This window comes from Streptomyces sp. NPDC059080, assembly GCF_042739975.1.
Classification (GTDB): Bacteria; Actinomycetota; Actinomycetes; order Streptomycetales; family Streptomycetaceae; genus Streptomyces; species Streptomyces benahoarensis.
On the sequence record NZ_JBHYGX010000004.1, the window covers coordinates 180,011 to 204,005 of the forward strand.

Consider the following 23,995-nt stretch of genomic DNA (forward strand, 5'->3'; position numbering starts at 1 on the left):
TGGAGTTCCCCATGACCGATCTCGCCAACAGGGTCAGCGGCCTGTCCGGCACCAAGCGGCTCGCGCTGCTCCGGCTGCTCGCCGAGAAGAACGCCGAGGCCCGCCTGCTGGAGCTGACCGGCTCCCACCTCAAGGTGCTGCGCGAGGGCAGCCCCCGGCTGTTCTTCTTCCCGGCGACGGAGGGCAGCGTCGGCTACATGAGCGGCTATCTGCCGCATGTCCCCGCCCCCTGGGGCGTGTACGCCTGCCAGTCGCCCGGCCTGGACGGCGACCAGTCGCCGACCACCACCGTCGAGGAGATCGCCGCACGCGGCATCGAGGAGATCCGCCGCGTCCAGCCGGAGGGCCCCTACTTCCTCGCCGGCAACTGCATGGGCGGCCTGCCCGCCTTCGAGGCCGCCCGCCAACTGGAGGCCGCCGGCGAGGAGGTGCCGCTCGTCCTGCACCTGATGCCGACGTTCGCCCGCGCCTGGCGGGAGCTGCCCGAGGCGGAATCGCTCCAGACCCGGGCCCTGCACGACTACGGCTTCATCATCGAACGGCTCCTCGGCCACCCCGTCGAGCTGCCGCTGGAGCGGATCGCGGCCGCGCCCGAGGAGGAGCGCACCGACATCCTGGTGGACTTCCTCGCCGCCCAGCCCGGTCTCGGCAGCGTCGACCCCGGGGTGCTGCGCCACCGCATCGCGGTGTACCAGGCCAACCTCGGCGCGATGTTCGCCTACCGCCCGGCCGGCGGCCTGAAGGGACGGCTGCACGTCCTCGCCGTCGGCGAGGACGCCCGCCGCGAGAACGTCGTCGACCCCGGCTCGCCGTACGCGAAGGCCCTCGACGCCATGGATCCGGAGCGGGTCGAGATCGAGAAGATCGACGCCGAGGCGAGCACCCTCTTCGACTGCGCCGAGCCGCACATGTCCCGCGTCGGCGTCGCCCTGCGCGCCGCGGTCGAGCGGGCCGGCCGATGAGCTGCCCCGTACACGCGGGCTACGACCCGCTCGCCCCCGCCTTCCTGACCGACCCGTATCCGCAGCTCGCCGAGATCCGCGCGGAAACCCCGGTGTTCCACCACCCCGAGCTGAACCTGTGGGTGGTCACCCGGCACGCCGACATCGAGCGGATCATGAAGGACCACCGGACCTTCTCCGGCGCCAACACCCAGGAACCGGTCTTCCCGCTGGACGAGGAGGCCCGCGCCCTCCTCGCCGACGGCTTCGGCACCAGCCCCACCATGTCCAACGGCCCCGAGCCCAAGCACAGCCGGGTCCGCTCCCACTGCCTGAAGGTCTTCTCGGCCCGCCGCCTGGAGGTCCTGGCACCGACGGTCCGGGCCCGCGCCGACGAGCTGATCGCGCGGATGCTGCGCCGCCCCCGGTTCGACGCGGTGAACGAACTGACCTACCCGCTGCCCGCCTCGGTGGTCTTCGCGCTGATCGGCTTCCCCGCCGAGGACACCGTGATGCTCAAGGAACTCGCCGCCGAGCGGATGGTGTTCACCTGGGGCCGGGCCACGCCCGAGCAGCAGACCGACGTCGCGAAGTTCATGGTGCGGTACTGGAAGTACTGCGTCGACTTCGTCCACCGGCGGCTGGCCGAGCCCCGCGACGACTTCACCAGCGACCTCATACGCGTCCACCTCGACGACCCGGAGGCGCTGACCGTCGACGAGATCACCAATGTGATCCACGCGATCAGCTTCGCCGGCCACGAGACCACCACCAACGTGGCGACCAGCGCGCTGCTGCGGCTGCTCGGCGACCGCGAGCAGTGGGAGGCGCTGTGCGCCGACCCGTCGCTGGTGCCGCAGGCCGTCGAGGAGGCGCTGCGGTACGACCCGAGCCTCTTCACCTGGCGCCGCCAGACCACCCGCGCGGTCGACATCGGCGGCGTCGAGGTCCCGGCGGGGGCGAAGCTGCTGCTGCAGATCGGCTCGGCCAACCACGACCCGCAGGCGTTCGACGACCCCGAGGCGTTCGACATCCGCCGCGAGGCGGCCCGCCACCACCTCACCTTCGGCCGCGGCATCCACTACTGCTTCGGGGCACCGCTGGCCCGGATGGAGATCGGGGTGATGCTGGAGCTGCTGGCCGAGCGGGCACCGAGCCTGCGGCTGGCCGGCAAGGACGTCGACTACCCGCGGAACATCTGCTTCCGCGGCCCCGGGAAGCTGTGGCTGGAGTGGGACGCATGACCGCCGCTTCCGACGGCCGCTACGAGCAGCTGTTCACCCCCATGACGCTGGGCCGCCGTGCGGTGAAGAACCGCATCGCCTTCCCGGCGATGATCACCGGCCTCGGCGCCGGCAACCTTCCCACGGAACGCACCGTCGCCGGGTACGCCCGTATGGCGTCCGGCGGCGCCGGGATGGTGGTGTCGGAGGCGCTGGCGGTCCATCCGACGTCCGAGCCGAAGCCGTTCGCCCTGGTCACCTACGACCCGGCCGGGTGGGACGGTTTCGCGCGGATCGCGGAGGCGGTCGAGGGCGAGGACTGCCGGATGATCGGGCAGCTCTACCACCTGGGCCGCAGCCAGCTGTGGACCACGGGCGGCGCCCGGCCCATGGGCCCCTCCGCGCTCCCGGACCACTACAGCCGCACCATGCCGCGGGCCATGTCGCACGGCGATATCGCCACGCTCACCGAGGCGTTCGCCCGCTCCGCGGCGATGCTCGCCGCACGGGGCTTCTCCGGCGTCGAACTCCACGCCGCCCACGGCCATCTGCTCTCGCTCTTCCTCTCCCCGTGGTCCAACCACCGCGAGGACGACTACGGCGGCGACGCCACGGGCCGCTCCCGCTTCCTGCGGGAGGTCATCGAGGCCATCCGGTCGGTCACCGGCCCGGACTTCGTGATCGGCCTGAAGATGCCGGGCGACGAGGGCGTACGCGGCGGACTGCGGCCCGCGGATGCCGCCGCGCTGTTCACCCGCATCCAGGCGGGCGCGCCCGTGGACTACGTGTGCTTCGCGCAGGGCACCATCGCGCCCAGCTTCGGCGACCACGTCCCCGACGCGTCCTACCCGCCCAGCCCGTACCTGGACCTCCAGCGCGAGGCGCGGGCCGCGGCCGGCGGGGTGCCGGTGGTAGCCGTTGGCCGCATCCGGTCGGCGGCGGAGGCGGAGACGGCGCTGCGCTCCGGCGCCGCCGATCTGGTCGCCCTCGGCCGGGCCCTGGTCGCCGACCCGGACCTGCCGCGCAAGGCCCGCGCGGGCCGGGAGGAGTTGATCCGGCCCTGCGTGTACTGCAACGCCTGCTGGGGTGAGGTGCACGCCGGGCGCCCGGCCGCCTGCCCGGTCAACCCGGCGTTCGGCCTGACCGCGAAGGAGGCCGAGCCGCCTGCCGCGGCGGAATCCCCGCTGCGGGTGACGGTGGTCGGCGGCGGCGTCGCGGGCCTGGAGGCCGCCCGGGCGGCGGCGGACCGCGGCCACCGGGTGACGCTGCTGGCCGGACCGCGCCTCGGCGGCCGGACCCGTGCCGAGGCCGCGCTCCCCGGGCGGGGCGACCTCGGGGTGCTGGTCGCCGCCCAGGAGGCCGCGGCGCGCCGGTCCGGCGTCGAGATCGTCCGGGACGCACCGGCCGGGGAGGCGGAGGTCCTCGCGACCGCGCCGGACACGGTCGTCCTGGCCACCGGGGCGCGGATGAGACCGCCCGTCGCCGGCGGCACCGGGATCAACGACTACCTCGCCGCACCGGAGGCGCCCGCCCCGGGCACCGCCGTGCTCCTCGCCGAGGACGACGGCGCCGCGGCCTGCGCGCTGGCCGAACTCCTCGCCGCCCGCCACCCGCGGACGGTGCTGCTCACCCCCCGCCTCGCCCTGGCCGAGACGGTGCCGTACACCAGCCGGCTGGGGATCCACCGGCGGCTGTCCGCCGCCGGGGTCGAGGTGGTCACCGGCGCCGCCGCGACCGGGCTGGACGACGGGACGCTGCACTACGAGAACGTCTTCAGCGGGGAGCGCGCCACCGTCGACGACGTCGGCCAGGTCGTCTGGTCCACCGTCCGCGTCCCCGCCGACGACCTCGCCGGACCGCTGGGCGACCGGGGCCTGACGGTCCACCGCGTCGGCGACGCGCACGCCCCGGCCCCCCTGCTGGAGGCCCTGAACCGGGCCCGTACGGTCGCCGGGAGCCTGTAGGCGCCGGGGACGCGGCGGGAGGGCCCGCCCCGGTGCGACCCGGCACCGGGGCGGGCCTTCTTCGCCCAGCAGAACCTTTGTCTCCAGGCCCGACGAGTCGACCCTGACCATGTGTACAACCTCGCTTATGAGTCGGCGAGTTGAAGTTCAGGTTCGGGTTTTCGTCGGCTTCGTACTGCGGGCCAGGGCCTCGGTGAGACGGCGCGTGACGCCGCTTTCCAGCGGGAGGAGTTTCACGGCGACGTCTCGGTCGCAGCTGGCGCAGTACGGGCGGAGATCGCCGCGGAGGCGGTGGCCGATCGTGGTCGCCGGGGACGCGGCGCACGGTGGCGCGCGGGCCTTCGAGGCCGATGTTGGCGAACGCGATCTTCCCGGCGATGTTGCGGGCGTGGCCGAGCCCGTGGGCGGTGTTGGTGAGGACGGCGAGGATGTGGTCGCGTCGGAAAGCAGCGGGCGAAGCCGCTTCGCGGACCCGTCGGCACTCAGGGGCGGTTGTGGACCTCGGCAAGGAAGAGAGCGAGAGGGCCTGCCGGGAGGAGGAACCTGCCATGGCGGGCGGCGTCGAGGGCGTCGCTCATGGGCCACCACATGAGCTTGAAGTCCTCTTCGGCATCGGTGAGTTGCTGTGGGCCGAGGGTGAGGTGGCGGGCTTCGTAGAGGTGGACGCGGGCGGTGGAGGCCAGGGTCATGGCGTAGGAGCCGAGAGAACGCCACTGCTGTGCTGTGGCACCGGCTTCTTCGCGAAGCTCACGGCGCGCGCACTTCTCGGGCGTTTCGCCGGTCTCCATGCGGCCGCCAGGGAGGAAGAGATGGTGGCCGCCGTGGCTGGGGAAGTCGGCGGTGAGGAGAGCGACGAGGCCCTGATCGTCCCGGGCCACCACGACGGAGGCGTCCCGGGACGGCGTGGTGCGGTCGGCATCGGTCATGCGCGGAGCGTAGCGGCTACCCGAGGACGAAGGCGCTGTAGGGGACGGTGGTGACGGCGGGGTGGATGATGCCGCGGCCATGGAAGCCGTCGTCCCCGTAGGCGTCGCCGTGGTCGGCGCACAGGATGATCAGCCATCGCTGGCGGGCGGTGAAAGTGGTGATGAGGCGGCCGAGATGGACGTCGGCGTAGGCGAGGGCGGCACGTTGGGAGTGGGCGGTGTCGGAGCTGTGGCCGAGGTAGTGGCTGTGGGGGACGTGGGTGGCGGAGACGTTGAGGAACAGGAACAGCGGCCGGTCGCGGTAGCGGTCCGCGAGGTGCAGGGCGTAGTCGGCCTGGTGACGGGTGGAGTCGGGTTCGGCGGTGCCGAAAGCGGGTTGCCAGTGGTCCTCGTCGAACATGTCGGGCAGGACGTTGCCGAGCGGCGTTTCGCGGGAGAAGTAGGTGACGCCCCCGATGCACACACTCCGGTAGCCGTGCTGTGCGAGTCCGGCGGGCAGGCTGGGGGCGTCGAGGACGAAGGTCGGCGGACGCACGCTCTTGAAGGCCGGTGGGCGGCATTCCCACAGGCGCGGGGGCTGGTGCGGGGTGGGGAGTTTGGGCAGGAAGCCGTGGAAGAACGCGGTGTGGGCGGGGAGCGTGAAGGTGCCCGGCGTGGTGCGGCGTTCCCAGCCAGTGCCGGGGAGCAGGCGGGCGAGGTGCGGGGTTTCGCCGAGTGCGTGGGCGTGTTGGGCGACGTCGTAGCGCAGGGAGTCGAGGGTGACGAAGAGGATGTTCGTGCCCGTGGTGATGATCTCGCGCGCGTCGATCACCGCCCGGCCTCCGCCCTGATCCTGGGGCGGTGAGGCTCGATGCTGCCGCGGGCGGCGTCGTTGACCGGGATCGGGACGCGGTCTTCGGCGATCATGCGGCGGATGGCGGCGAGCCCGGTGTCCTCGGTGAGGTGGTCGCCCGCGTGGTCGTGGAGCGTCAGGGTCACCGTGTCGGTGTCGGTGTCGTGGAGGGTGGAGACGAAGACGGTGGGAACTCCGCCGAGGCCGTGGGCAGCGTCCGAGAGGTCGTGCTCGCTGGCGTGACCGAGGTCGGTGACGGTGGCGGCGTAGTGGCGGGCGTTGATGGCGCCGCGGCACAGGCGCTCGTGGAAGCGGGCCGAGAGCGGGCGGCCGTCGTGGGCGACGGCGATCCGGTGGGCACGGGTGGTGACGACGAGGCAGGCGCCGATCCACCAGGCGACACCTTCGTGGATCTGGCCGGGGTAGCGGCCGCTGGCGCAGCCGTCGGCAAGGACGGCGTCGACGTCGATCAGGTTAAGCACGGGCCTGCTCCAAGTGGTCGAGGACGGTGTCGGCGAGCTGGTCCGGGGACCTGCCGTCGGTGTCGAGGCGGATGGCGGTGGTGTCGGCGTCGGCTACCGCGTCGAAGTTGGCGACCAGGCGCTCCAGGCGTCCGGGGATGCCGAACAGAGCGGTGTCGTCGGCCTTGAGGTCCTTCTTGGTGGCCATCCGCTCACGCAGTGCGCCGGGCGAGCACCGCAGATAGAAGGTGTGGTCGGGCGCGGCGAGGTAGGGCGTGAACGGTGCGAGGAGGTGTGTGACGTCGTCGGTGTCGAGGCGGTGGACGGCGGCGTGGCAGGCGATCACGGACGAGGCGTACCGGTCGGCGATCACCGGGCTGGAGGCCAGCTGCCGGTGGACGAGGTCGGAGGCGTGCAGGAGTCCGGAGAGGTAGAACGCGAACTGCGGCAGCGGTTCCAGGTCGGTGCTGGCCGTGTGCGCCCAGGTGGCGTGCGGGCCCGGGAGGGTGTGCAGGGCGGCAGCGTCGAGGCGGTCGGCGAGGAGCCGGGCGAGGGTCGACTTGCCGATGCCCGAGACCCCTTCGAGGACGACGAACGGGCCGCGGCGGACGGCGGGAGACGGCGCGTAGGGCGGCGGGCTGGTCACAGGACTCCCTCGGTGAAGGCGGCCAGGTGACCGGCGACGGCCTCGGCCAGGCGGGCGGGGTCGGAGAGGTGGTCGCGGACGTCGAGGCGCAGGTCGTCGCGGAGCAGACAGGGCTGGAGGCCGCCGTTGTGGTCGGCGCGCAGGGCCCAGAACCCTTCGACGCAGGTACTGCGCAGGGGGCAGGTGCCGCACTGGCCGACGTGGTGGCGGCCGAGGTGGCGGTGGATGACGTCGATCTCCACGCCGTCGACGCGGAAGACTCGGCGGCCCTGTCCGGTTCCGGCGACCTCGACGTGTTCGTCGTGGGTGAGGGTGCGCAGATGGGTGACGATCGCGTCGGCCGGGACGGCGCTGGCGGAGCGGGCGGCGTTGAAGTCGGTGGAGACCAGCTCGATGAACTGCACGGGCAGGCGGCGCTGGAGGGCGAAGTCGAGGATGGCGCGGACCTCGTGCGTGTTCTCTTTCAGCAGGAGGGTGTTCACCTCGACGCGCGGGACGCTCTCGCGGGCGGCTTCGATGCCGTCGAGGACGGTGTCGATGCCGATGCGGGTCCCGGCGATGGCGTTGAGGGAGGCGTCGGAGAAGTAGTGCAGCGACACCTTGATCTTGTCGAGGTGGGTCTTGGCCAGCCAGGACTGATGGGCGCGGACAAGGGTGCCGTTGGTGATCAGGGTGTAGGAGGCGTCCGGCGCGGGTGCGGGGAGGCGTTCGAGGACGGGGCGGGCGAGCGGCGAGGTGAGCGGTTCGCCGCCGGTGAAGTAGACGCGCTTGAGGCCGGCGTCCATCAGGGCGGAGATGAGCATGAGGTAGTTGTCGGCGGTCAGGGCGCGCTCGCGCGGCTGCTGGGTGCGGTCGCGGCGGGTGAGCGGCGGCGGGACGTCGCCTTCGTTGTGGCAGAACCAGCAGGCGATGTTGCAGCGGGGCGTGAGGGAGACGCGGAGTTGCCCACGCAGGGCGGCGAAGTTGTGGAGGGCGGTCCAGTCCGTTGAAGGCTTGCTGCCGAGCAGGTCGTGCACGGTTCCTCCCAGTGCCGGGACCGCTCCGCGGCGTGCGGAGCGGGGTGGTTCACGGATCACAGGCCGGCCGCCGATCGGCCGGCGGACGGTGCGGTCTGTCTCCCTCCGAATGGCGGCAGCCCCCGTGCCATTGGCAGGCAACCGCCTGCTTCGGCTCTGGTCGGTGAATTGCGCAGCTCTTCTGCTCGGACTGGTGGGGAGAGGGCGGGGCCGGGTGCGGGGGCGAGAGCGGTGACCAGTCGCCGGGCTTGGGGGCGTCGGCGCCAGAGATGTCGGGCCGGCTACACCGTGGCGCGTCGACGGGAGGAGCGGGCCGGGTGGGGGAGCCGGCGGTGGTAGGGGATGCGCAGTTGCCGGGCGCGGGTGATCAGGTGGGGTGGGGACTGGGCGCCGACGGCGGCGCACAGCGCCACGAGGTCTCGCTCCACAGTGGCGGCCGGGACCGCGGAGCGGATCACGATCTCCTGGATGGTCATCCCCAGGGAGACCAGCCAGACCAGGGTGATCTGAGAAGGAGTAAGACGTACCGGCATGCCGTCAGGTGGCGGGTCGGGCAGGGCGCCGGCCTTGTAGGCACGCTCGATGGCTGCGGCGTCCGGCATGTCGCGGTCGCCGAGCTTGCCCTTGGCCAGGGCCATCAGGCCCCGCACCGCCTCCAGCCGCATCGCCAGCCGGGACGCGATCGACTGGAACGACAGGCCGTAGGCGACCCCCAGCACGACCTGCCTCTCCGCCCTCGACAACTCAACCGTGGTCATGGACACAAGCCCTTTCTGAATAGCCGGCGTTCAGGTGCGGGGCGCCCGGCTCGCGGCGCGGTTGAGGGCCTCGGTGAGACGGCGCGTGACGCCGCTTTCCAGCGGGAGGAGCTTCAGGGCGACGTCTCGGTCGCAGCTGGCGCAGTACGGGCGGAGATCGCCGCGGAGGCGATGGCCGATCGCCTCCGCGCTCGCCGCTTCGAGGCGGCAGCACGCGTCATGAGCGGCGGGCCAGTCGGGACAGCAGCCCTGGTCCAAGCCGGGCTGCGCAGGCCCGCCCAGGGCGATGGCAAGGGTGTCGACGTCCGCCATGGAGTACGCGCCGGGGTAAATCCTTCCGTGTGCCACGGTGGGCCTGGCGCGGATCCCGTGAGCTTCCAGCACCTCGCGCAGCTCGTCCACGACCGGAAGCAGGTCGGGGCGCAGATGCTCCGCGAACAGCTCCACTTGGCCCTCGGACAGCGGACTCAGCGTGATCTCGCCATCCGGGGTGATGGATGCCTGTGCAGAGATGCCCGCGGCGCGCAGCCCGTCGGTCAGTACGCGAGCGGCGAGGGAGGGGACTACGGACCCGGTCAGTTCGGAGGTGTGCTTCGGCATCGGAAAATCCTTTCAGAGCTGGTTAGTTGGCCACGAGCGAGGGAAGGGGGCGGCGTCGAATCGGGTCGGCCGAGCCACTGCGGCTGGGCGGCGACGGCGAAGCGGGGCACCCTCCAGCGACGGGCAGGAGCCCGCTGACGGGGACGGCGCTCCAGGACCAGCGACCGGCCGGCGACGTCACAGAGAAGCGCACGGGACGCCCCTGGAGAAGGCCGGCCGCGGAGTCAGCGGCGGCACGGTGATCACCCAGCCACGCCCACGAACAGTCGAAACCGGCGCGGTCAAGGTCGAGAAGAGCCTCACGGACGGAGGCGCGAAGCCACGTCATCGCCGCATCCGGGCACGATGCCATGATGCAGCGCGGCCCGCCGACGGGCCGGCTGTCGGTGCCGGTGCGGTCCAGGCGCGCCCAGTACGTGGGCGGCAGCGACGGGATCATGCGCACCACAGCCTCTGGGGCAGCGGCTCGAAAGTCGGCAACGGCGAGGCGTCGTCCGGCTCCAGGTGGTCGAGCAGGTCTTGGGCCGCCATCGCCATCCGACGGACGTGGGCCTCATCGGCATTGACGGTAGCGGCCGGGCCGGTGTGGAGCCCGTCGGCGCGTTCGATCGCCGTGGAGAACTCCGGGCCGGGGTGGCCGCCAGCTCGTGCGCGGGCGATGTTGGCGAGCTGCCCCAGCAGACGGTCCAACCGCTCCGCGAGGAGTACCCGCTCGGAGGTGACATCCAGCCCGTGGACGGAAGGGGCGCCGGGACGGCGGCGCAACAGCTCAGACATCGAACGGAGCCCAGGTACCCGACGGCTTCCAGCGACTCCCGCCGGGCCGGCCGGTGCGCCGAGTACGGCATCGAGAACGTCGTCGTACTCGGCCAGATAGTCGTCATGCATCCTGCCGATGAGCCGCAGGAGGCGGGCCGTCCCGGTGTCGAGAGCCGTCCAGATTGCAGGATCGCAGGAGGGCTTCTCGCACGTGGCGGTGGATGGTCGCTCGTTCTGGGGCGTCACTGCGGCTCCCTGGGGTCCACGGACGGAGCTCGGATGGGCACTCTCTGTCAGGAGTGCTACGAGCTTGATGGCCGTGTGAGAGACAGATCCACCCCCATTCCCCCCTCGGACCTGGCGAGGCTGAATGAAGGTCCACGTCGGGAATTCCTCGGTCTTGCCTCGGTGTCCTTAAAGCTGCCTGAAATAGGGGAGGTTGTAGCCGTCGGGCTCTACTGTCTGACGCATAGGCGTGCTCGATGTGCGAGAAGCGAGGGAGCCCATGCGTACATTGCTCCGGTACCTGATCGATCAGCGTGAAATCAGTGACTACGAGGCGTTCCGACGGTCCTTCCAAGAGGCTGCTCGGAAGTTGTCGAAGGTCGAAGAGAATCCGCCATTGGCAGCGCTAGCACCCGCGAGGGCGACCTTCGAAGCCTGGTACTACGGGAAGCGCCGACCTCAACCGGACGCCCGGCGCGTGCTGTTGAGCATGTTCGGGTACAACACTGAGCAGCTGTGGACGCATGTGCCGAAGGGGGATCTCCCCATCACTGCCCCGGCTATCAGCACGTCTTCGAACGACGGCCGTGCCGAACCCGGCATGGGCCTGCCCGAGATGAGAAGGACAGGTGCAATGGCTGCACGACGAGCTATGGACTTCGCGCTTGGAGCGGAGCGGGAACAAGTCGGCGACGAAGCTCTCGGATTCCTCAGTGATGAGGTGCACCGCATTGTCGAGGTGTACCCGCGTACGCCGCTGTCACAGGTGTGGGAGGACCTGGCCCGAGCACAGGACGACGCGTTCCGTCTTCTCGAAGGAGGACGTACACGTCCTTCGCAGACCCGTGACCTCAACTTCATGGCGACGGTGCTGTCCTTCCTCATGGCGAAGGGCTCTCACGACATGGGGGACTCGAAGGTCGCGATGCAGCAAGCGCGTGTCGCTGGTTTCTGTGCGAAGGCAGCCGAACACACGGGGTTGATGGCCCTTGTCGATGGGCTGAAATCGCTGATCGCGTATTGGGCGAACCGCCCGGAAGACGCGCTTCACTACGCGCGACAGGGAGCAGTCAACGCTCAGGGAGTGCGTGGCACGGTCAGCGTATGGTTGCCCGGCCTGGAAGCACGGGCGGCGGCTCTTCTCGGTGACGAGGACACGGTGCGATCCGCAAACCGCCGATCCGAAGACCTCCGGGACTTGGTTGTCCCCGACGATCTCGATGCGTTGGGTGGGCTTCTCACCTACCCGGAGATCAAACAGCTGTACTACATGGTGGAATCGGAAGTGCTGCTCGGGCATGGTGGGCCGGAACTCGCTGAGCGGGCCGAGCGTGCGGTCGGCGGGTTCCAGAACGCGGAAGACCCCAACTGGGCATTCGGTGACGAGGCAGGTGCGCGCTGCAACCTGGCGCTGGTACGTCTCTATGCAGGAGATCTCGACGGGGTAGCTGATGCCGTACGCCCGGTTCTCGACCTGGCTCCCAGTCACAGGAACAACGGCATCGTGGTCTCCGCCGAACGCATTCGCCACGGCCTCAGCCGTCATTCGGTGCGATCGGCAGGGTTGGCCAGCGAGCTTCGTGCTGAGATCGCGAACTACGAACCGGTCCGGCCCGCACTTCCGGGCTAGGTCAAGGTAGGGTCACACTCCATGTATCCGGTCAGCCGTTGCAGTAGCCGTGTGGCGTTGCGAGAACTCGCGGTCCGTGATGTCGGTGCGGTATACGCCATCTATGGGAGCAGCGAGGCAACAGAACACCTCTCGTTCGAGCCGCGTTCTCTGGAGCAGACCAGCGGCATCGTCGCTCGCTCTATTGCGTCAGCCGCGAACTCCCCACGTGATGAATACGCGCTTGCTGTAGTAGAGCGATTCAGCAACGAGCTGATCGGATTCACTCGACTGGCGAATGACCCGCACCAACAGCGAGCGGCGACTTTCGGCATCGCGCTCAACCCGAATTACTGGGGCGCACATTATGGACTAGACGCTGTGCGTCTTCTGTTTGACTTTGGGTTCGACAGTCTCGGATTGCATCGAATCTGGGGTGCTAGGTCGCCGGTCAATGCTGCGTCAGCTCACATGATGGCCACGATCGGCATGACCGAAGAGGGTAGGATTCGCGAGCATATTTTCAAGTCCGGTAAATGGCGTGATTCGATAGTTCATGGGATTCTCGACTCCGAGTGGAGCGGTGCAAGCGGCGGGTCGTGAGTCAATTCCGCATTTCCCTGGAAAGCGTGGGGGTGGGAATTCGTAACTGCCGCAGTGTCTGCCTGGCCACTCACCACCACGGGAGGCGCGAGCAGCCACACCGCGGCCCGTATGAGCAGTCTGATCCGCAGCCCGAAGAGCCGATGCCGCGGATGCGCGGCATCGGCCATTCGTCCCCGCGCAGCCGTTGCCGCAGCGGGGTGTACGGCTGCGGCGGGTCGTGCGGCGGTCGCCCGGACGGGCGGGGTGCGTTGATGCTCATGGGCGTCCCTTCCGCGGTCTCAGGGAGCGACGCGGACCGTCCCGGACGTCTTGCGCTGCCAGGGGTATGCCGGTGCCGGGCCCCGGCTCCGGGCGTGCGGCGGCACCCGGTCCGTACGTACCGGGTGCCGCTCGGTACGGCCTACCGGCCGCTCTTCGTGCCCACCGGGAACCACGTCGCGCGGGACTTCTTCCACGCGTCGTGCGGGAGGTCCTTGGCCTCGGTGCCGTCGCCGTAGAGGTCGGCGGAGCCGTCGTCGGTGATCAGTTGGGCGCGGGCGTCCGGGGCGGTGAGGTCGGGGACGTCCACCACGGATTCCCAGCCGCCGGGGTCCTTCGTCGGCAGGTCCTGCGCCTTCGCCGGGGCGTGTCCGGGGACGCCGTCCCAGGTGTAGAGGGCATACGCCGCGCTGTTGTCGTCGGCGGCCCAGGAACCGGCCACGATCAGATACTGGTCGGCGGCGTTCTTGCGGATGTCGCGGATCGACAGGCCGCCGAGGTCCAGTTCGACGGGGGTGCCGATGGCCGCGTGGGCGCCGTCGCCGACGACCTTGTCGAGGTTGGTGACCGGCACCAGCAGCGCCTTGCCGCCCTTCTTCGGCGGCACCAGCGGCGCGCGGAAGCCGACGTACGCGGTGGTGGTGGAGCCGGGCGCGAACTCCAGGCCCTCCACGTTGAATCCGTCGATCTGCTTGGGCACCTGCCCCTCGGCCGTACCGGCGGCGAAGCCGTACCTGTCGTCGTGCTTCTTGTCCCAGGCCACCAGGTCGTCGCGGAGCTTCTTGTACGAGCCGCCGAGCGAGAGGCGGGTGCCGGCGCCGGAGCCGCTGACCTTGGTGGTGAAGACGGTGGCGCGGTCGGGCTGGAACTTGCCCTTCTTGCTGTTGCCCAGCGAACCGGTCCAGTAGATCGTGTCGCCGGCGCGGGCCGCCGCCTCCATGTCGATCTCCTTGGAGACGCCCAACTCGTCGCTGAAGTCCCAGGTTTTCACCGGCGCGCCGCCCGCCCGCCGGTCGTAGAGGCGCAGCACGTTCGACTCGTCATCGGCGACGACCGCATAGCCGCCGCCGACGTCCACGGCGGCCGACGCGTCGCTGGAGCCGGTGAAGTAGCGGGTGTCCGCAGCGCGTTGGACGGCGGCGGACGCCGCGTAGTGCAGCGTGGCGGTGGCCGAGGCGCCGTCGCCGTCGGTGACCTCGATCTTCAGGTCGGTGTAGCCGACGCCGCGGGCGGTGACGGTGAGCGTACGGGTGGCGCCGTCGCCGCTGACGTGGACGTCGCCGGTGCGGGCGACGGACGTGTCGGAGCTGGCGCGCGCCGACACCTTCAGCGCCGAGGCGTCGCCGCCCGACAGCTTGACGGTCACCGACGGGTCGCTGGTGGCGCCCACCGCGCCGGAGAGATAGCCGGACGACAGGGAGATGCCCGGTCTGCCGGAGGCGGCGGCGAGCGCGGGCCCGCCCAGCCCGAGAGCGGTGAGGCCGAGGGCCGCGCCGAGGGCGAGCGGTATCCGGTGCAGAGACCCGCGGGGGGAGGGGCGGGGGGACAGGGAAAGACGACTGCGCACGGTGTGCCCTTCGACGGCTCCGGTGTCGCGAACAATGTCCTGGACCGCCGTCAACAGCGGCCGTACCCCCGGGCATACGGGAGGTGAACAGCGGTCGGCGGCGCGGGCAACACGATACGGAGCGGGGAGTCCCGCGGCCATGGTCCGGACCAGAGGGATTCCGAGTGTGGAGGGAACGCCCCGGTACGACCCCGTGCACGCCGGGCCGGGCGCCGTCCACCGGGAGCGGCGCCCGGCCCCGATTCCCCGATCCGGGCCGAACTCCGGGGCGGGGAAGGGCTGTTCATCTCCCCGGGAGGACGGTGGCCGTGCCGCCGACGTGGGCGCGGGGGTCGCCGTCGCGCAGTGCGACGGTGAGTAGACCAGGGCGGCCCAGGTCGTGGCCCTGGTGGAGGGTGAGGGTGGTGGGGGCCGTGACGAGGCCGAGGGTGCGGGCGTAGGCGCCGAGGGCCGCCGCCGCGGCGCCGGTGGCCGGGTCCTCGACGACGCCGCCGACCGGGAACGGGTCGCGGACGTGGAAGACGGACTCGCTCTCCCGCCAGACCAGTTGGAGCGTCGTGAGGTCCAGGCGCCGCATCAGGGCGGCCAGGCGCGGGAAGTCGTAGTCGAGGTCGGCGAGGCGGGCGCGGGTCGCGGCACCCAGCACCAGATGGCGGGCCCCGGCGTAGGCGATACGGGGCGGCAGTGCCGGGTCGAGGTCGGCGGCGGGCCAGTCCAGCGCGGCCAGCGCCTCGGTGAGAGCGTCCGGGGCGACGTCCGTGACGTACGGCTCGACGCTGCTGAGGGTGGCGACGAGGCGGCCGCCCTCCTCGCGGACGGTGACCGGGACGGTGCCGGAGCGGGTGGCGAAGACCAGCTCGCCGGGGCCGTGGCGCTCGGCGAGGGCGACGGCGGTGGCGACCGTGGCGTGGCCGCAGAACGGCACCTCGGCGAGCGGGCTGAAGTACCGGATCGTGAACGCGCGTCCGGGGACGCCCAGGCCCTCGGGCGGGGCGGTGAGGAACGCCGTCTCGGAGTAGCCGAGCCGTGCGGCGATGGCGAGCCGGGCCTTGTCGTCGAGCCCCGTCGCGTCCAGGACGACACCGGCAGGGTTGCCGCCCGCGGGATCGTCGGAGAAGGCGGTGTAGCGCAGGATTTCGGGGGAGTTGAGGGAGGGGGCCGAGCGCGCCGCCATCGTGACGCCCGTGGTTCCGGTACCGGCCGTGGAGCTGTCGTCGCGTGTCATGGCGGCGAGAACCTGCTCGTGCGGCGAGCTATTCCCGGGGGGTGCCCGCCCGGGGTGGGCCGCCTCGTACGGCCCGGTGTGCGCCGACGTCTCCCGGGCGGGCGCAGAGGAACATGCCTCCCCGGGCCGGGCTCACCCCCGGCTCACCGGGCCGGGCCCCGCCTCACGCCCCGTGGAACCGTTCCAGCACCGACGCCTTGGCCGCGGCGAACTCCCCCTCCGTCAGGACGCCGTCGCGCCGCAGCTCCCCCAGTTCACGCAGGCGCCGCAGGAGCGTGTCGTGGTCCTCGGCGGGGGCGGCCGCGCGCGGCTCGGCGGCCGGTCCGGACGGCGCGGCCTCGAGGCGTCGGGCGGGTGCCTTGGGGTGCGGGAGGCGGGCGGTGACCGCCGACGCCAGCAGGGCGGTGCGGCCGCTCTCCTTCTTGAAGCCCCACAGTTCGATGGCGTGCGGGTCGTGCTCCGGCTTGCCGTGCGGCTTCACGCCGTGCGGGCGGAAGCGCAGAAAGCCCGAGTCCAGGCCGACCGGCGGCCGCCACTCCACCGCCTCCAGATCGCCGATGGCGAACTCCTGGGGACCGGCGTGCTTCTTGTGCTCGTTGGTGTTCCAGCGCCAGGCGATCTCCACCCGCTCGCCGTCGAACGTCGCGGTGCCGTCGACGCCCGCCGCCGACAGCGGCACCGCCGGACCGGGCAACAGATAGCGGTCGCAGGGTTCCTCCGGGATCTCCTCCAGCGTCAGCGCCCGCCGGACCTCGCCGACGAGGTACTCGGCGACACCGGCGCGGTCCGCCTCGACCGCCAGGTGATACGGGCTCGCGTCGTCCGGCAGCCGCCCGCCGGTGGCCTGGAGCAGCGGATCGGCGCCGTCCCGCAGCCGCAGCCGCAACCGGCCGCCCTTACGCGCCGGTTCGTAGAAGATGCCCGCGACCGCCTCCAGCGGGACGGTGTGCTCGCCCAGCTCCTGCCGCAGCCGGTGCACCCCGCGCTCGCTGCCCGGCACGATGCGTACGGCCTCGCCGTCGAAGGCCCAGCTGCCGTCCCGCGTCATCAGTTCTGCCATGCCCAGGACCCTAATGAGCCGCTGCTCCGGCCGCCCCCGAGCCGACGCGTACGGTCCCGGAATCGCCCGCCGTCACCACCCCGGACGCCCCGGTGCACACCGCCGCCTCTTTCGTCTCCGAGGCGGGCGACCCCGGGCTGCGGCCCGCCTGAAACGGCCTCCGGGGGCGGGCGGGCGCCGGGCCCGTCCACCCCTCGGAGGCCGTCCGGCCGCCCCGGGCGAAGCGGCCGGAAAGGGGCCGCTGCATGACACGATGGTCCGCGGCCATCAACAAAAACTGGAGACGCTCATGACGGACGCCGCGCCCGGCACGGCAGAGAACAAGGATCTTCCCCCCATATCCGGGCGGGGCGCGGCAGCACCGCCGTCCGCGTCCCGCCGCACCGGACTGCTCCTCACTCTCGTCCTCGGCGGCCTCACCGCCGTCCCGCCGCTCTCCATGGACATGTACCTCCCGGCCCTCCCGGAGGTCACCCAGGCGCTGCACAGCCCCGCCGCCACCGTCCAGCTGACCCTGACCACCTGCCTCGCCGGGATGGCGCTGGGGCAGCTGATCGTCGGCCCGATGAGCGACAAATGGGGGCGCCGCCGCCCGCTGCTCACCGGCATGGTCATCTACGTCCTCGCCACCGCGCTCTGCGCCTTCGCCCCCAACGCCGAGATCCTCATCGCCTTCCGGCTGCTCCAGGGCCTGGCCGGCGCCGCCGGGATCGTCATCGCGCGGGCGGTCGTCCGCGACCTCTACGACGGCGTCGCGATGGCCCGGTTCTTCTCCACCCTGATGCTGATCTCCGGCGTCGCCCCGGTCGTCGCACCGCTGATCGGCGGGCAGATCCTGCGGATCACCGACTGGCGCGGCGTGTTCGTGGTGCTCACCGTCGTCGGCCTGCTGCTGACCACCGTCGTGTGGCGCACCCTGCACGAGACGCTGCCGCCCGAGCGGCGCCACGCGGGCGGCCTGGGGGAGACCCTGCGCACCATGCGCGACCTCCTCGCCGACCGGGTGTTCTCCGGCTACCTCCTCGTCGGCGCCTTCGGCTTCGCCGCCCTCTTCGCGTACATCTCCGCCTCGCCGTTCGTCGTCCAGGAGATCTACGGCGCCTCCCCGCAGACCTTCAGCCTGCTGTTCGGCGTCAACTCCGTGGGGCTGGTGACGGTCGGCCAGATCAACGGCAAGGTGCTGGTCGGCCGGGTGCCGCTGAACAAGGTGCTGGGCACCGGCCTCACGCTGATCGCGCTGGCCGGTACGGCGCTGCTGCTGATGTCCTCCGGTGTCTTCGGCCCGGTCGGGCTGTGGCCGATCGCGGCCGGACTCTTCGTCCTGATGGCGTCGATGGGTCTGGTCATGCCCAGCACCAACACCCTGGCGCTGCTGCGCACCCCGCACGCCGCCGGTTCCGCCTCCGCGCTGCTGGGCACCTCGACGTTCCTGCTCGGCTCCGTCGCCTCCCCGCTGGTCGGCATCGCGGGCGAGCACACCGCCGTCCCGATGGCCGTGGTACAGCTCGGATGCGCCGTTCTGGCGCTGGCGTGCTTCCTCGGCCTGTGCCGCCCGTGGCAGCGTGGGGAGGGCACGCACGGGGGCACCGCCGACGGGAGGGTCACGCTCTGAACACACCGAAGCCGCCGCACACCCCGGGCGCCTCACCCGTCCCGTACGCACCGGTGCTCCGGCCCGGCACCCCGGCCGACGCCGGGCTCGACCCCGGCTGGACCGGGCGGCTGACCGACGGCGTCCGGGCGCTGCCGCACGGCCGGGACCCGTGGTGTGCGGGCGCCGTCGTCCTCGCCGGACGCGGCCCGGTCGTCGCCGTCGAGGAAGCCGCCGGGTGGGCGGTCCGCTACCACGCCCACGACCCGGCGGCCGGCCGCGGCGTCCCGCTGCCCCGCGACGCCTGGGAGCCGATGCGCCCCACGACCGTCTTCGACCTGGCGTCGGTCAGCAAACTCTTCACCGCGCTCGTCGCCCTCCAGCACGTCGAACGCGGCGCCCTCACCCTCGACGAGGAGGTCCGCGCCACCCTCCCCGCCTTCGCCCCGGGCATCACCGTCCGCCACCTCCTCACGCACACGTCCGGCCTCCGCCCCGAACTGCCGCTGTACGAAGGGAGGAACCGGGCCGAGCAGATGGCGATGCTCTGGGCGCAGGCCGCCGCGCCCGACAACCGCCCCGGCAGCGGCCCCCGCTACTCCGACCTGAACCTCCTCGCCCTGCACCTGCTGCTGGAGCGCCGCACCGGCCGGGGTTTGGCCGCCCTGGTCCGCGACGGCGTCACGGCCCCGCTGGGCCTGCACTCCACGGCGTACGGGCCGCTGGCGCCGCAGGGCGTGGCGGCGACGGAGGACCAGCAGCGGCCGTGGGCGAAGGCCGACCGCGGCATGGTGCGCGGCGAGGTGCACGACGAGAACGCCTGGGCGCTGGGCGGCGTCGCCGGGCACGCGGGTCTCTTCTCCACCGCGCAGGATCTCGCGGTCCTCTGCCGGACGCTGCTCAACGGCGGGGCGTACGGCGCGGTGCGGGTGCTGCGGCCGGAGACCGTCGCCGCCCTCCTCGACCCGCCGGGCCTCGGCTTCGCCGTCGACCAGCCGTACTTCATGGGCGAGCTGGCGGGCCGCGGTGCCGCCGGACACACCGGCTTCACCGGCACCAGCCTCGTCCTGGACCGCGCCACCGACACCTTCCTCGTCCTGCTGGCCACCACCGTCCACCCCCGCCGCCGCACCGCGGGCAGCGCACCCCGCGCCGCGGCCGCCACCTGCCTGGCGCGCGCGGTGGCGGCGTGGGACGGGGCGGGCTGACGCGGGGCGGGACGGGGCCGGGCGTCCCCGTTCCGCCCCGTAAACTTGGCCGCATGCACGACGAACTGCGCGCAGCCCTGGCCGGCCTGCTCGACGGCCTGCCGCCCACGCAGGCCACGCGGGCCGTCGACCGGCTGATCTTCCACTACCGCGGCACCACGCCCACCGACGCCCCGGTGCTCCGCGACCGCGCCGACGTCGCCGCCTACGCCGCGTACCGCATGCCCGCCACCTTCGAGGCCGTACGGTCCGCGCTGACCGCGTTCGCCGCCCGGGTGCCGGAGTTCGCGCCGCGCACCCATCTCGACATCGGTGGCGGCACCGGCGCCGCCACCTGGGCCGCCGCCGCGACCTGGGACGGGCACCGCAGCACCGTCGTGGACTGGGCGCAGCCCGCCCTGGACCTGGGCCGGGAGCTGGCCGACGGCACGCTCTCCGGCACCGAGTGGCGGCGCGGCGTCATCGGCGACGGCCTCTCCGTCCCGGAGGGCACCGACCTGGTGACCGTCTCGTACGTCCTGGGCGAGCTGCGGCCCGAGGCCCGCCGTGCCGTGGTGGACGCCGCGGCCGCCGCCACCGCCGTCGTACTGATCGAACCGGGCACCCCCGACGGCTACCTCCGCATCCGCGAGGCCCGCGAGCAACTGACCGCCGCCGGGCTGCGGATCGTCGCCCCCTGCCCGCACGGCGCCGCCTGCCCGATCGTGCCCGGCGAGGACTGGTGTCACTTCGCCGCCCGGGTCAGCCGCTCCTCCCTGCACCGCCAGGTCAAGGGCGGCTCGCTGGCGTACGAGGACGAGAAGTTCTCCTACGTCGCGGCGGTCCGGCTGCCCGCGGACCCCGCTGTGCCTGCGGTGGATCGCATCGTCCGCAAACCGCAGCTCCGCAAGGGCCAGGTGCTGCTGGACCTGTGCACCGCCGAGGAGGGGCTGCGCCGTGCGACGGTGACCAAACGCCACGGCGAGCGGTACCGCGCGGCCCGGGACGCGGCCTGGGGCGACGCCTGGGAGTGACCGCCGCGCCCCGGTTCCAGCGAGACGACCCGTCTCGTCCAGGGGGCCCGCTCGGTACGATCGCGCCATGCCCACCACCCCCTCGCCCAACGCCGCGCGCCGCAGCGAGCGCTCCCGCCGCGCGATCTTCGACGCCGCCCTCGCCCTGGTCGGCGAGGTCGGCTACCCGCGCCTGACCATCGAGGGCATCGCCTCCCGCGCCGGGGTCGGCAAGCAGACGATCTACCGCTGGTGGCCCTCCAAGGCGGCGGTGCTGCTCGACGCGTTCACCGAGGGCGTCGAGAGCTACGGCGAGGGACTGCCCGACACCGGCGACCTGGCCGCCGACCTGAAGTACGTCCTGCGGGCCACCTGCGACGAGTTCAACGACCCGGCCTTCCAGGCGCCCTACCGCGCGCTCGCCGCCGCGGGCGCCGCCGACGAGGAGCTGTCCCGCGCCTTCGTCGCCCGCCTGCTGGAGCCCGGCTTCGCCGTCTACGAGGCCCGGCTGCGCGCCGCCCGGGATGCCGGGGAGATCGACCCGGACGCCGACCCCCGCATCGTCACCGAGATGCTGCTGAGTCCCTTCTCACAGCGCTGGCTGATGCGCACCGGCGAACTGACCCACGCCTACACCGACACCCTCGTCGACCTGGTACTCCGCGCGGTGCGCCCCCACGACTGAGCCGCGCGCCCGGCGTGCGCTCCCTCGTACGGGATGGCAAATGCCCGCTTCGTCCGTCCCGTACGGGCCCCAGATCCTGACACGGGTCACCCGGAGCGCAGGATGGTGGCAGCATTGTTCCCAGACCACCGCTCGAATTGAGGGGATAGATGGAACGCAAAAGCAGGTTCTCCCAGTGGCTGCGTCGGCCGAAGAGCGGATCGGACGGCGATGAGACGGACACGGGATCGGCGGCCGCGCGCGGCCGCGAGGACCTGCTGCTGGCCGCGGCCGACGCGGGCTTCCCCATCGCCCCCGCCGCACACCCGTCCGGCTACGGTTGCTCCTGCGCACGCATCGGCTGTCCCACCCCCGGCCGCCACCCCGTCTCCTTCGGCTGGCAGACCGTCGCCACCACCGACCGCGACAAGGTCGCCGCCTGGGTCCGCACCCTCCCGCAGGCCAACTTCATCACCGCCACCGGCATCGCCCACGACGTCCTCGACGTCCCCGCCGAGGCCGGACGCACCGCCCTGGAGCGCCTGGAGGCCGCCTCCGTCGAGCTGGGCCCGGTCTCGCTGAGCGGCGCCGGTATCGGCGACGGCCGGATGCTCTTCTACACCGCCACCCGCGGCACCCCGGACGACGAGGACGAATGGTGGCCGTGCGAGCTGGACTGCCACCCCGAGACGATGGACGAGCATCCGGGCCTGCGCTGGCACTGCCGCGGCAGCTACGTCCTGCTGCCGCCGTCCCGCCTCCCCGGTGACCGGCCCGCCGTGTCCTGGCTGCGTGGCCCCGAGCGCCCGCTGCCCGACCCGCTGACGCTGCTGGAAACCCTCACCGACGCCTGCGCCGAGTTCATCGGCCGCACCCCCGACCACGAGACGGCCGCCTGGCCCATCGGCCGCTGACCCGGGCCCGCCGGGACGCCCGGCGGGCCACCGCCACGGCGCACCTCCCGGACGCCGCGCGCCTGCCTCTCCCGGCCCGCGCCCTTCGGCGCCGCTACGGCACCTTCGCCGACGTCCGCGCCTCGACGTGGTTCAGCACCGCGACCTTGCCACCCGCGCTTTTCGCCGGGACCTTCACGACCTGTGCCGTCAGATTCGTCAGCGTGATCTTCGTGGCCTGTTTCACCGGCTTGTCCATGACGCCCTGCACCTGCGGGGACACCTGCATCGTCGAGCCCTCGGACACCGTCTTCTGCTGGTGGTAGTAGCTCGCGAAGAACACCAGCGCCCCGCCGTCCGCCGTCCGCAGCGCCACCGGCGCGAACCGCGCCGGCTGGTCCAGGTACTGGATCTGCGACCCCGGCGTGCGGGACTTCGCCTCGCGGTCCCGGCGCCAGGCATCGGTGCGGAAGCCCGGCGCGAACAGATCGCCCTTGCCGGTCCGCAGATAGTCCGTGTACGCCGTGCTCAGCCGCGCCGGGTCCACCACCAGGCCGTTCCCGCCGTCCGCGGGCACCGGCTCGGCGAACCCGTCCGCGTCCGTCCTGAACTGCGGTACCTGGTCGCCGGAGAGCGTCGCCAGATACGCCGCCCGCCACGGGGCGTCGGCGGCGGTGCGGCTGAACACCAGGAACCAGCGGGAGGGTTGCCCGCTGCGGTCCCGGCGGTTGCTGACCGCGTCGGCCAGGAAGAAACGCGGCCAGCCCGCCTGCTTCGGGACCGTGAAATGCGGGTCGCGGAAGGTCAGCGGGCTGGCGTTGGGGTTGCCCTGCGGATGCGCGGCGTGGGCGGCCTTGATGCCCGCCCGGTCGATCATGAGCAGCGCGTCCGACTCGTACGAGGCGTTGACGGCCGGATCCAGCGTGCGGTTCGCCTTGTTGAAGCCGTCAATGAAGTGCTTCAGCGCCTTGGCGGCGTCAGCCTTCGTCACCGCCGGGACGATCTCCCGCTCGCCGTGCACCGTCACGCACCCGGTCAGCAGCGCCAGTGCCGCCGCTGCCGACGTCAGTGTGAGCGCCACCCGGAACGGCGACCTGCGTGTCATGGGACTCGGGCTCCTTCGGGGCGACCGGGGCGGGCGCGGGCGCCGCCGGGGTGGCAGGATTCGGCGCCACCCTACCGGGGGAGAGGAACACCGCGAGCGTGGGGAGCAGATACGCCGCCCACACCACGACCTGCAGCACCGTCGGATTCGGCTGGAAGTTGAAGATGCCCTTCAGCAGCGTGCCGTACCAACTGTCCGCCGGGATCTGGTCGCTGACGTCGAACGCCAGGGTCGACAGCCCCGGCACGATCCCCGCCTCCTGAAGGTCGTGGACGCCGTACGCGAGGACGCCCGCCGCGACGATCACCAGCATCCCGCCGGTCCAGGTGAAGAACTTCGCGAGGTTGATACGGACCGCGCCCCGGTAGAACAGCCAGCCCAGCACCACCGACGTGGCCAGGCCCAACAGCGCGCCGACCAGCGGCCGGACGCCGTCCTGCGCCGACTGCGCCGCCGTCCAGATGAACAGCGCGGTCTCCAGGCCCTCGCGCCCCACCGACAGGAACGCGGTGACCACCAGCGCCGTGGTGCCCATCGCCAGCGCGGCATCCAGCTTGCCGTGCAGCTCCTTCTTCAGATGCCGCGCGGTGCGCCGCATCCAGAACACCATCCACGTCACCAGGCACACCGCGGCGATCGACAGCGAGCCGCCCAGCGCCTCCTGCGCCTGGAACGTCAGCGTCTGCGAACCGAACTGCAGCGCCGCGCCGAACGCGAACGACAGCACCACGGCGAGCGCGATCCCCGCCCATACCGGACGCAGCGCCTCCCGCCGCCCCGTCTTGACCAGATAGGCGATGAGGATGCAGACGACGAGGCTGGCCTCAAGACCCTCGCGCAGACCGATCAGATAGTTGCCGAACACG

The 23,995-nt window shown here is 72.1% G+C and carries 23 protein-coding genes; 10 read left to right on the plus strand and 13 right to left on the minus strand.

From position 1 onward, the window contains the following. Positions 1 to 11 precede the first annotated feature (11 nt). The 3 genes from ACFWWQ_RS04605 to ACFWWQ_RS04615 are packed head-to-tail and all read left to right on the plus strand — an operon-like array spanning position 12 to position 4,128. A complete protein-coding gene (locus ACFWWQ_RS04605; protein WP_384589990.1) occupies positions 12 to 962 on the plus strand; it encodes a thioesterase domain-containing protein in 951 nt (316 codons plus the stop codon). Beyond that, complete coding sequence (locus tag ACFWWQ_RS04610) at positions 959 to 2,185, plus strand: cytochrome P450 (protein ID WP_384589993.1); 1,227 nt, start codon at positions 959 to 961, stop codon at positions 2,183 to 2,185. Before ACFWWQ_RS04605 ends, ACFWWQ_RS04610 begins: the two co-directional genes overlap by 4 nt. After that, positions 2,182 to 4,128, plus strand: a complete 1,947-nt coding sequence (locus ACFWWQ_RS04615; RefSeq protein ID WP_384589996.1) for an FAD-dependent oxidoreductase — start codon at positions 2,182 to 2,184, stop codon at positions 4,126 to 4,128. Before ACFWWQ_RS04610 ends, ACFWWQ_RS04615 begins: the two co-directional genes overlap by 4 nt. Before the next feature lie 482 nt (positions 4,129 to 4,610). On the opposite strand, the gene ACFWWQ_RS04620 is transcribed toward ACFWWQ_RS04615, so the two are convergent. From ACFWWQ_RS04620 to ACFWWQ_RS04655, 8 genes are all read right to left on the minus strand, one after another. Next, positions 4,611 to 5,054, minus strand: a complete 444-nt coding sequence (locus ACFWWQ_RS04620) for an NUDIX hydrolase (RefSeq protein ID WP_384589999.1) — start codon at positions 5,052 to 5,054, stop codon at positions 4,611 to 4,613. 16 nt (positions 5,055 to 5,070) lie between these two features. After that, positions 5,071 to 5,865 (minus strand): STM4013/SEN3800 family hydrolase, encoded by a 795-nt coding sequence (locus ACFWWQ_RS04625; protein WP_384590002.1) that lies wholly within the window; start codon positions 5,863 to 5,865, stop codon positions 5,071 to 5,073. After that, positions 5,862 to 6,368, minus strand: coding sequence for a hypothetical protein (locus ACFWWQ_RS04630; protein ID WP_384590005.1), 507 nt, complete (start codon positions 6,366 to 6,368; stop codon positions 5,862 to 5,864). The genes ACFWWQ_RS04625 and ACFWWQ_RS04630 overlap by 4 nt, the downstream gene beginning before the upstream one ends. Continuing rightward, a complete protein-coding gene (locus ACFWWQ_RS04635; protein ID WP_384590008.1) occupies positions 6,361 to 6,993 on the minus strand; it encodes a dTMP kinase in 633 nt (210 codons plus the stop codon). Before ACFWWQ_RS04635 ends, ACFWWQ_RS04630 begins: the two co-directional genes overlap by 8 nt. Continuing rightward, entirely contained in the window at positions 6,990 to 8,009 is a 1,020-nt protein-coding gene (locus tag ACFWWQ_RS04640) for a radical SAM protein (RefSeq protein ID WP_384590011.1), read from the minus strand. The genes ACFWWQ_RS04635 and ACFWWQ_RS04640 overlap by 4 nt, the downstream gene beginning before the upstream one ends. 281 nt (positions 8,010 to 8,290) lie before the next feature. After that, on the minus strand, positions 8,291 to 8,767 hold the full coding sequence (locus ACFWWQ_RS04645; protein WP_384590014.1) for a hypothetical protein: 477 nt from the start codon (positions 8,765 to 8,767) through the stop codon (positions 8,291 to 8,293). 30 nt (positions 8,768 to 8,797) lie between these two features. Continuing rightward, the gene (locus ACFWWQ_RS04650; protein WP_384590017.1) at positions 8,798 to 9,367 is read right to left on the minus strand and encodes a hypothetical protein; all 570 of its coding nucleotides are present in this window, start codon (positions 9,365 to 9,367) and stop codon (positions 8,798 to 8,800) included. Positions 9,368 to 9,802: 435 nt separating this feature from the next. After that, positions 9,803 to 10,144 (minus strand): DUF6415 family natural product biosynthesis protein, encoded by a 342-nt coding sequence (locus ACFWWQ_RS04655; protein ID WP_384590020.1) that lies wholly within the window; start codon positions 10,142 to 10,144, stop codon positions 9,803 to 9,805. 487 nt (positions 10,145 to 10,631) lie between these two features. Between ACFWWQ_RS04655 and ACFWWQ_RS04660 the strand changes: the two genes are divergently transcribed. Together ACFWWQ_RS04660 and ACFWWQ_RS04665 are read left to right on the plus strand one after the other, a co-directional pair. Further along, positions 10,632 to 11,981, plus strand: a complete 1,350-nt coding sequence (locus ACFWWQ_RS04660) for a hypothetical protein (RefSeq protein ID WP_384590023.1) — start codon at positions 10,632 to 10,634, stop codon at positions 11,979 to 11,981. A gap of 21 nt (positions 11,982 to 12,002) precedes the next feature. After that, entirely contained in the window at positions 12,003 to 12,563 is a 561-nt protein-coding gene (locus ACFWWQ_RS04665; protein ID WP_384590026.1) for a GNAT family N-acetyltransferase, read from the plus strand. 403 nt (positions 12,564 to 12,966) lie between these two features. Here the strand turns inward: ACFWWQ_RS04665 and ACFWWQ_RS04670 are convergent, their stop codons facing one another. From ACFWWQ_RS04670 to ACFWWQ_RS04680, 3 genes are all read right to left on the minus strand, one after another. Next, positions 12,967 to 14,334 (minus strand): hypothetical protein, encoded by a 1,368-nt coding sequence (locus ACFWWQ_RS04670; protein ID WP_384590298.1) that lies wholly within the window; start codon positions 14,332 to 14,334, stop codon positions 12,967 to 12,969. A 340-nt stretch (positions 14,335 to 14,674) separates the two neighbouring features. Continuing rightward, complete coding sequence (locus tag ACFWWQ_RS04675) at positions 14,675 to 15,565, minus strand: PhzF family phenazine biosynthesis protein (protein ID WP_384590301.1); 891 nt, start codon at positions 15,563 to 15,565, stop codon at positions 14,675 to 14,677. A 214-nt stretch (positions 15,566 to 15,779) separates the two neighbouring features. Next, positions 15,780 to 16,676: a DUF4429 domain-containing protein gene (locus ACFWWQ_RS04680; RefSeq protein WP_384590029.1), complete on the minus strand. Its 897-nt coding sequence runs from the start codon at positions 16,674 to 16,676 to the stop codon at positions 15,780 to 15,782. Positions 16,677 to 16,965: 289 nt separating this feature from the next. Here ACFWWQ_RS04680 and ACFWWQ_RS04685 point away from each other — a divergent pair, with 289 nt between their 5' ends. From ACFWWQ_RS04685 to ACFWWQ_RS04705, 5 genes are all read left to right on the plus strand, one after another. Continuing rightward, the gene (locus tag ACFWWQ_RS04685; protein WP_384590032.1) at positions 16,966 to 18,288 is read left to right on the plus strand and encodes a multidrug effflux MFS transporter; all 1,323 of its coding nucleotides are present in this window, start codon (positions 16,966 to 16,968) and stop codon (positions 18,286 to 18,288) included. A gap of 53 nt (positions 18,289 to 18,341) precedes the next feature. Further along, on the plus strand, positions 18,342 to 19,475 hold the full coding sequence (locus ACFWWQ_RS04690; protein WP_384590034.1) for a serine hydrolase domain-containing protein: 1,134 nt from the start codon (positions 18,342 to 18,344) through the stop codon (positions 19,473 to 19,475). A gap of 53 nt (positions 19,476 to 19,528) precedes the next feature. After that, positions 19,529 to 20,488 carry a small ribosomal subunit Rsm22 family protein gene (locus tag ACFWWQ_RS04695; protein ID WP_384590037.1) on the plus strand — a complete coding sequence of 320 codons (960 nt, stop codon included), beginning with the start codon at positions 19,529 to 19,531 and terminating at the stop codon, positions 20,486 to 20,488. 67 nt (positions 20,489 to 20,555) lie between these two features. Further along, complete coding sequence (locus tag ACFWWQ_RS04700; protein ID WP_384590040.1) at positions 20,556 to 21,152, plus strand: TetR/AcrR family transcriptional regulator; 597 nt, start codon at positions 20,556 to 20,558, stop codon at positions 21,150 to 21,152. A gap of 149 nt (positions 21,153 to 21,301) precedes the next feature. Next, complete coding sequence (locus ACFWWQ_RS04705) at positions 21,302 to 22,045, plus strand: bifunctional DNA primase/polymerase (protein ID WP_384590043.1); 744 nt, start codon at positions 21,302 to 21,304, stop codon at positions 22,043 to 22,045. A 94-nt stretch (positions 22,046 to 22,139) separates the two neighbouring features. Here the strand turns inward: ACFWWQ_RS04705 and ACFWWQ_RS04710 are convergent, their stop codons facing one another. Continuing rightward, complete coding sequence (locus ACFWWQ_RS04710) at positions 22,140 to 23,015, minus strand: hypothetical protein (protein WP_384590046.1); 876 nt, start codon at positions 23,013 to 23,015, stop codon at positions 22,140 to 22,142. After that, the gene (efeU, locus tag ACFWWQ_RS04715; RefSeq protein WP_384590049.1) at positions 23,002 to 23,994 is read right to left on the minus strand and encodes an iron uptake transporter permease EfeU; all 993 of its coding nucleotides are present in this window, start codon (positions 23,992 to 23,994) and stop codon (positions 23,002 to 23,004) included. Before efeU ends, ACFWWQ_RS04710 begins: the two co-directional genes overlap by 14 nt. Position 23,995: the final 1 nt, after the last annotated feature.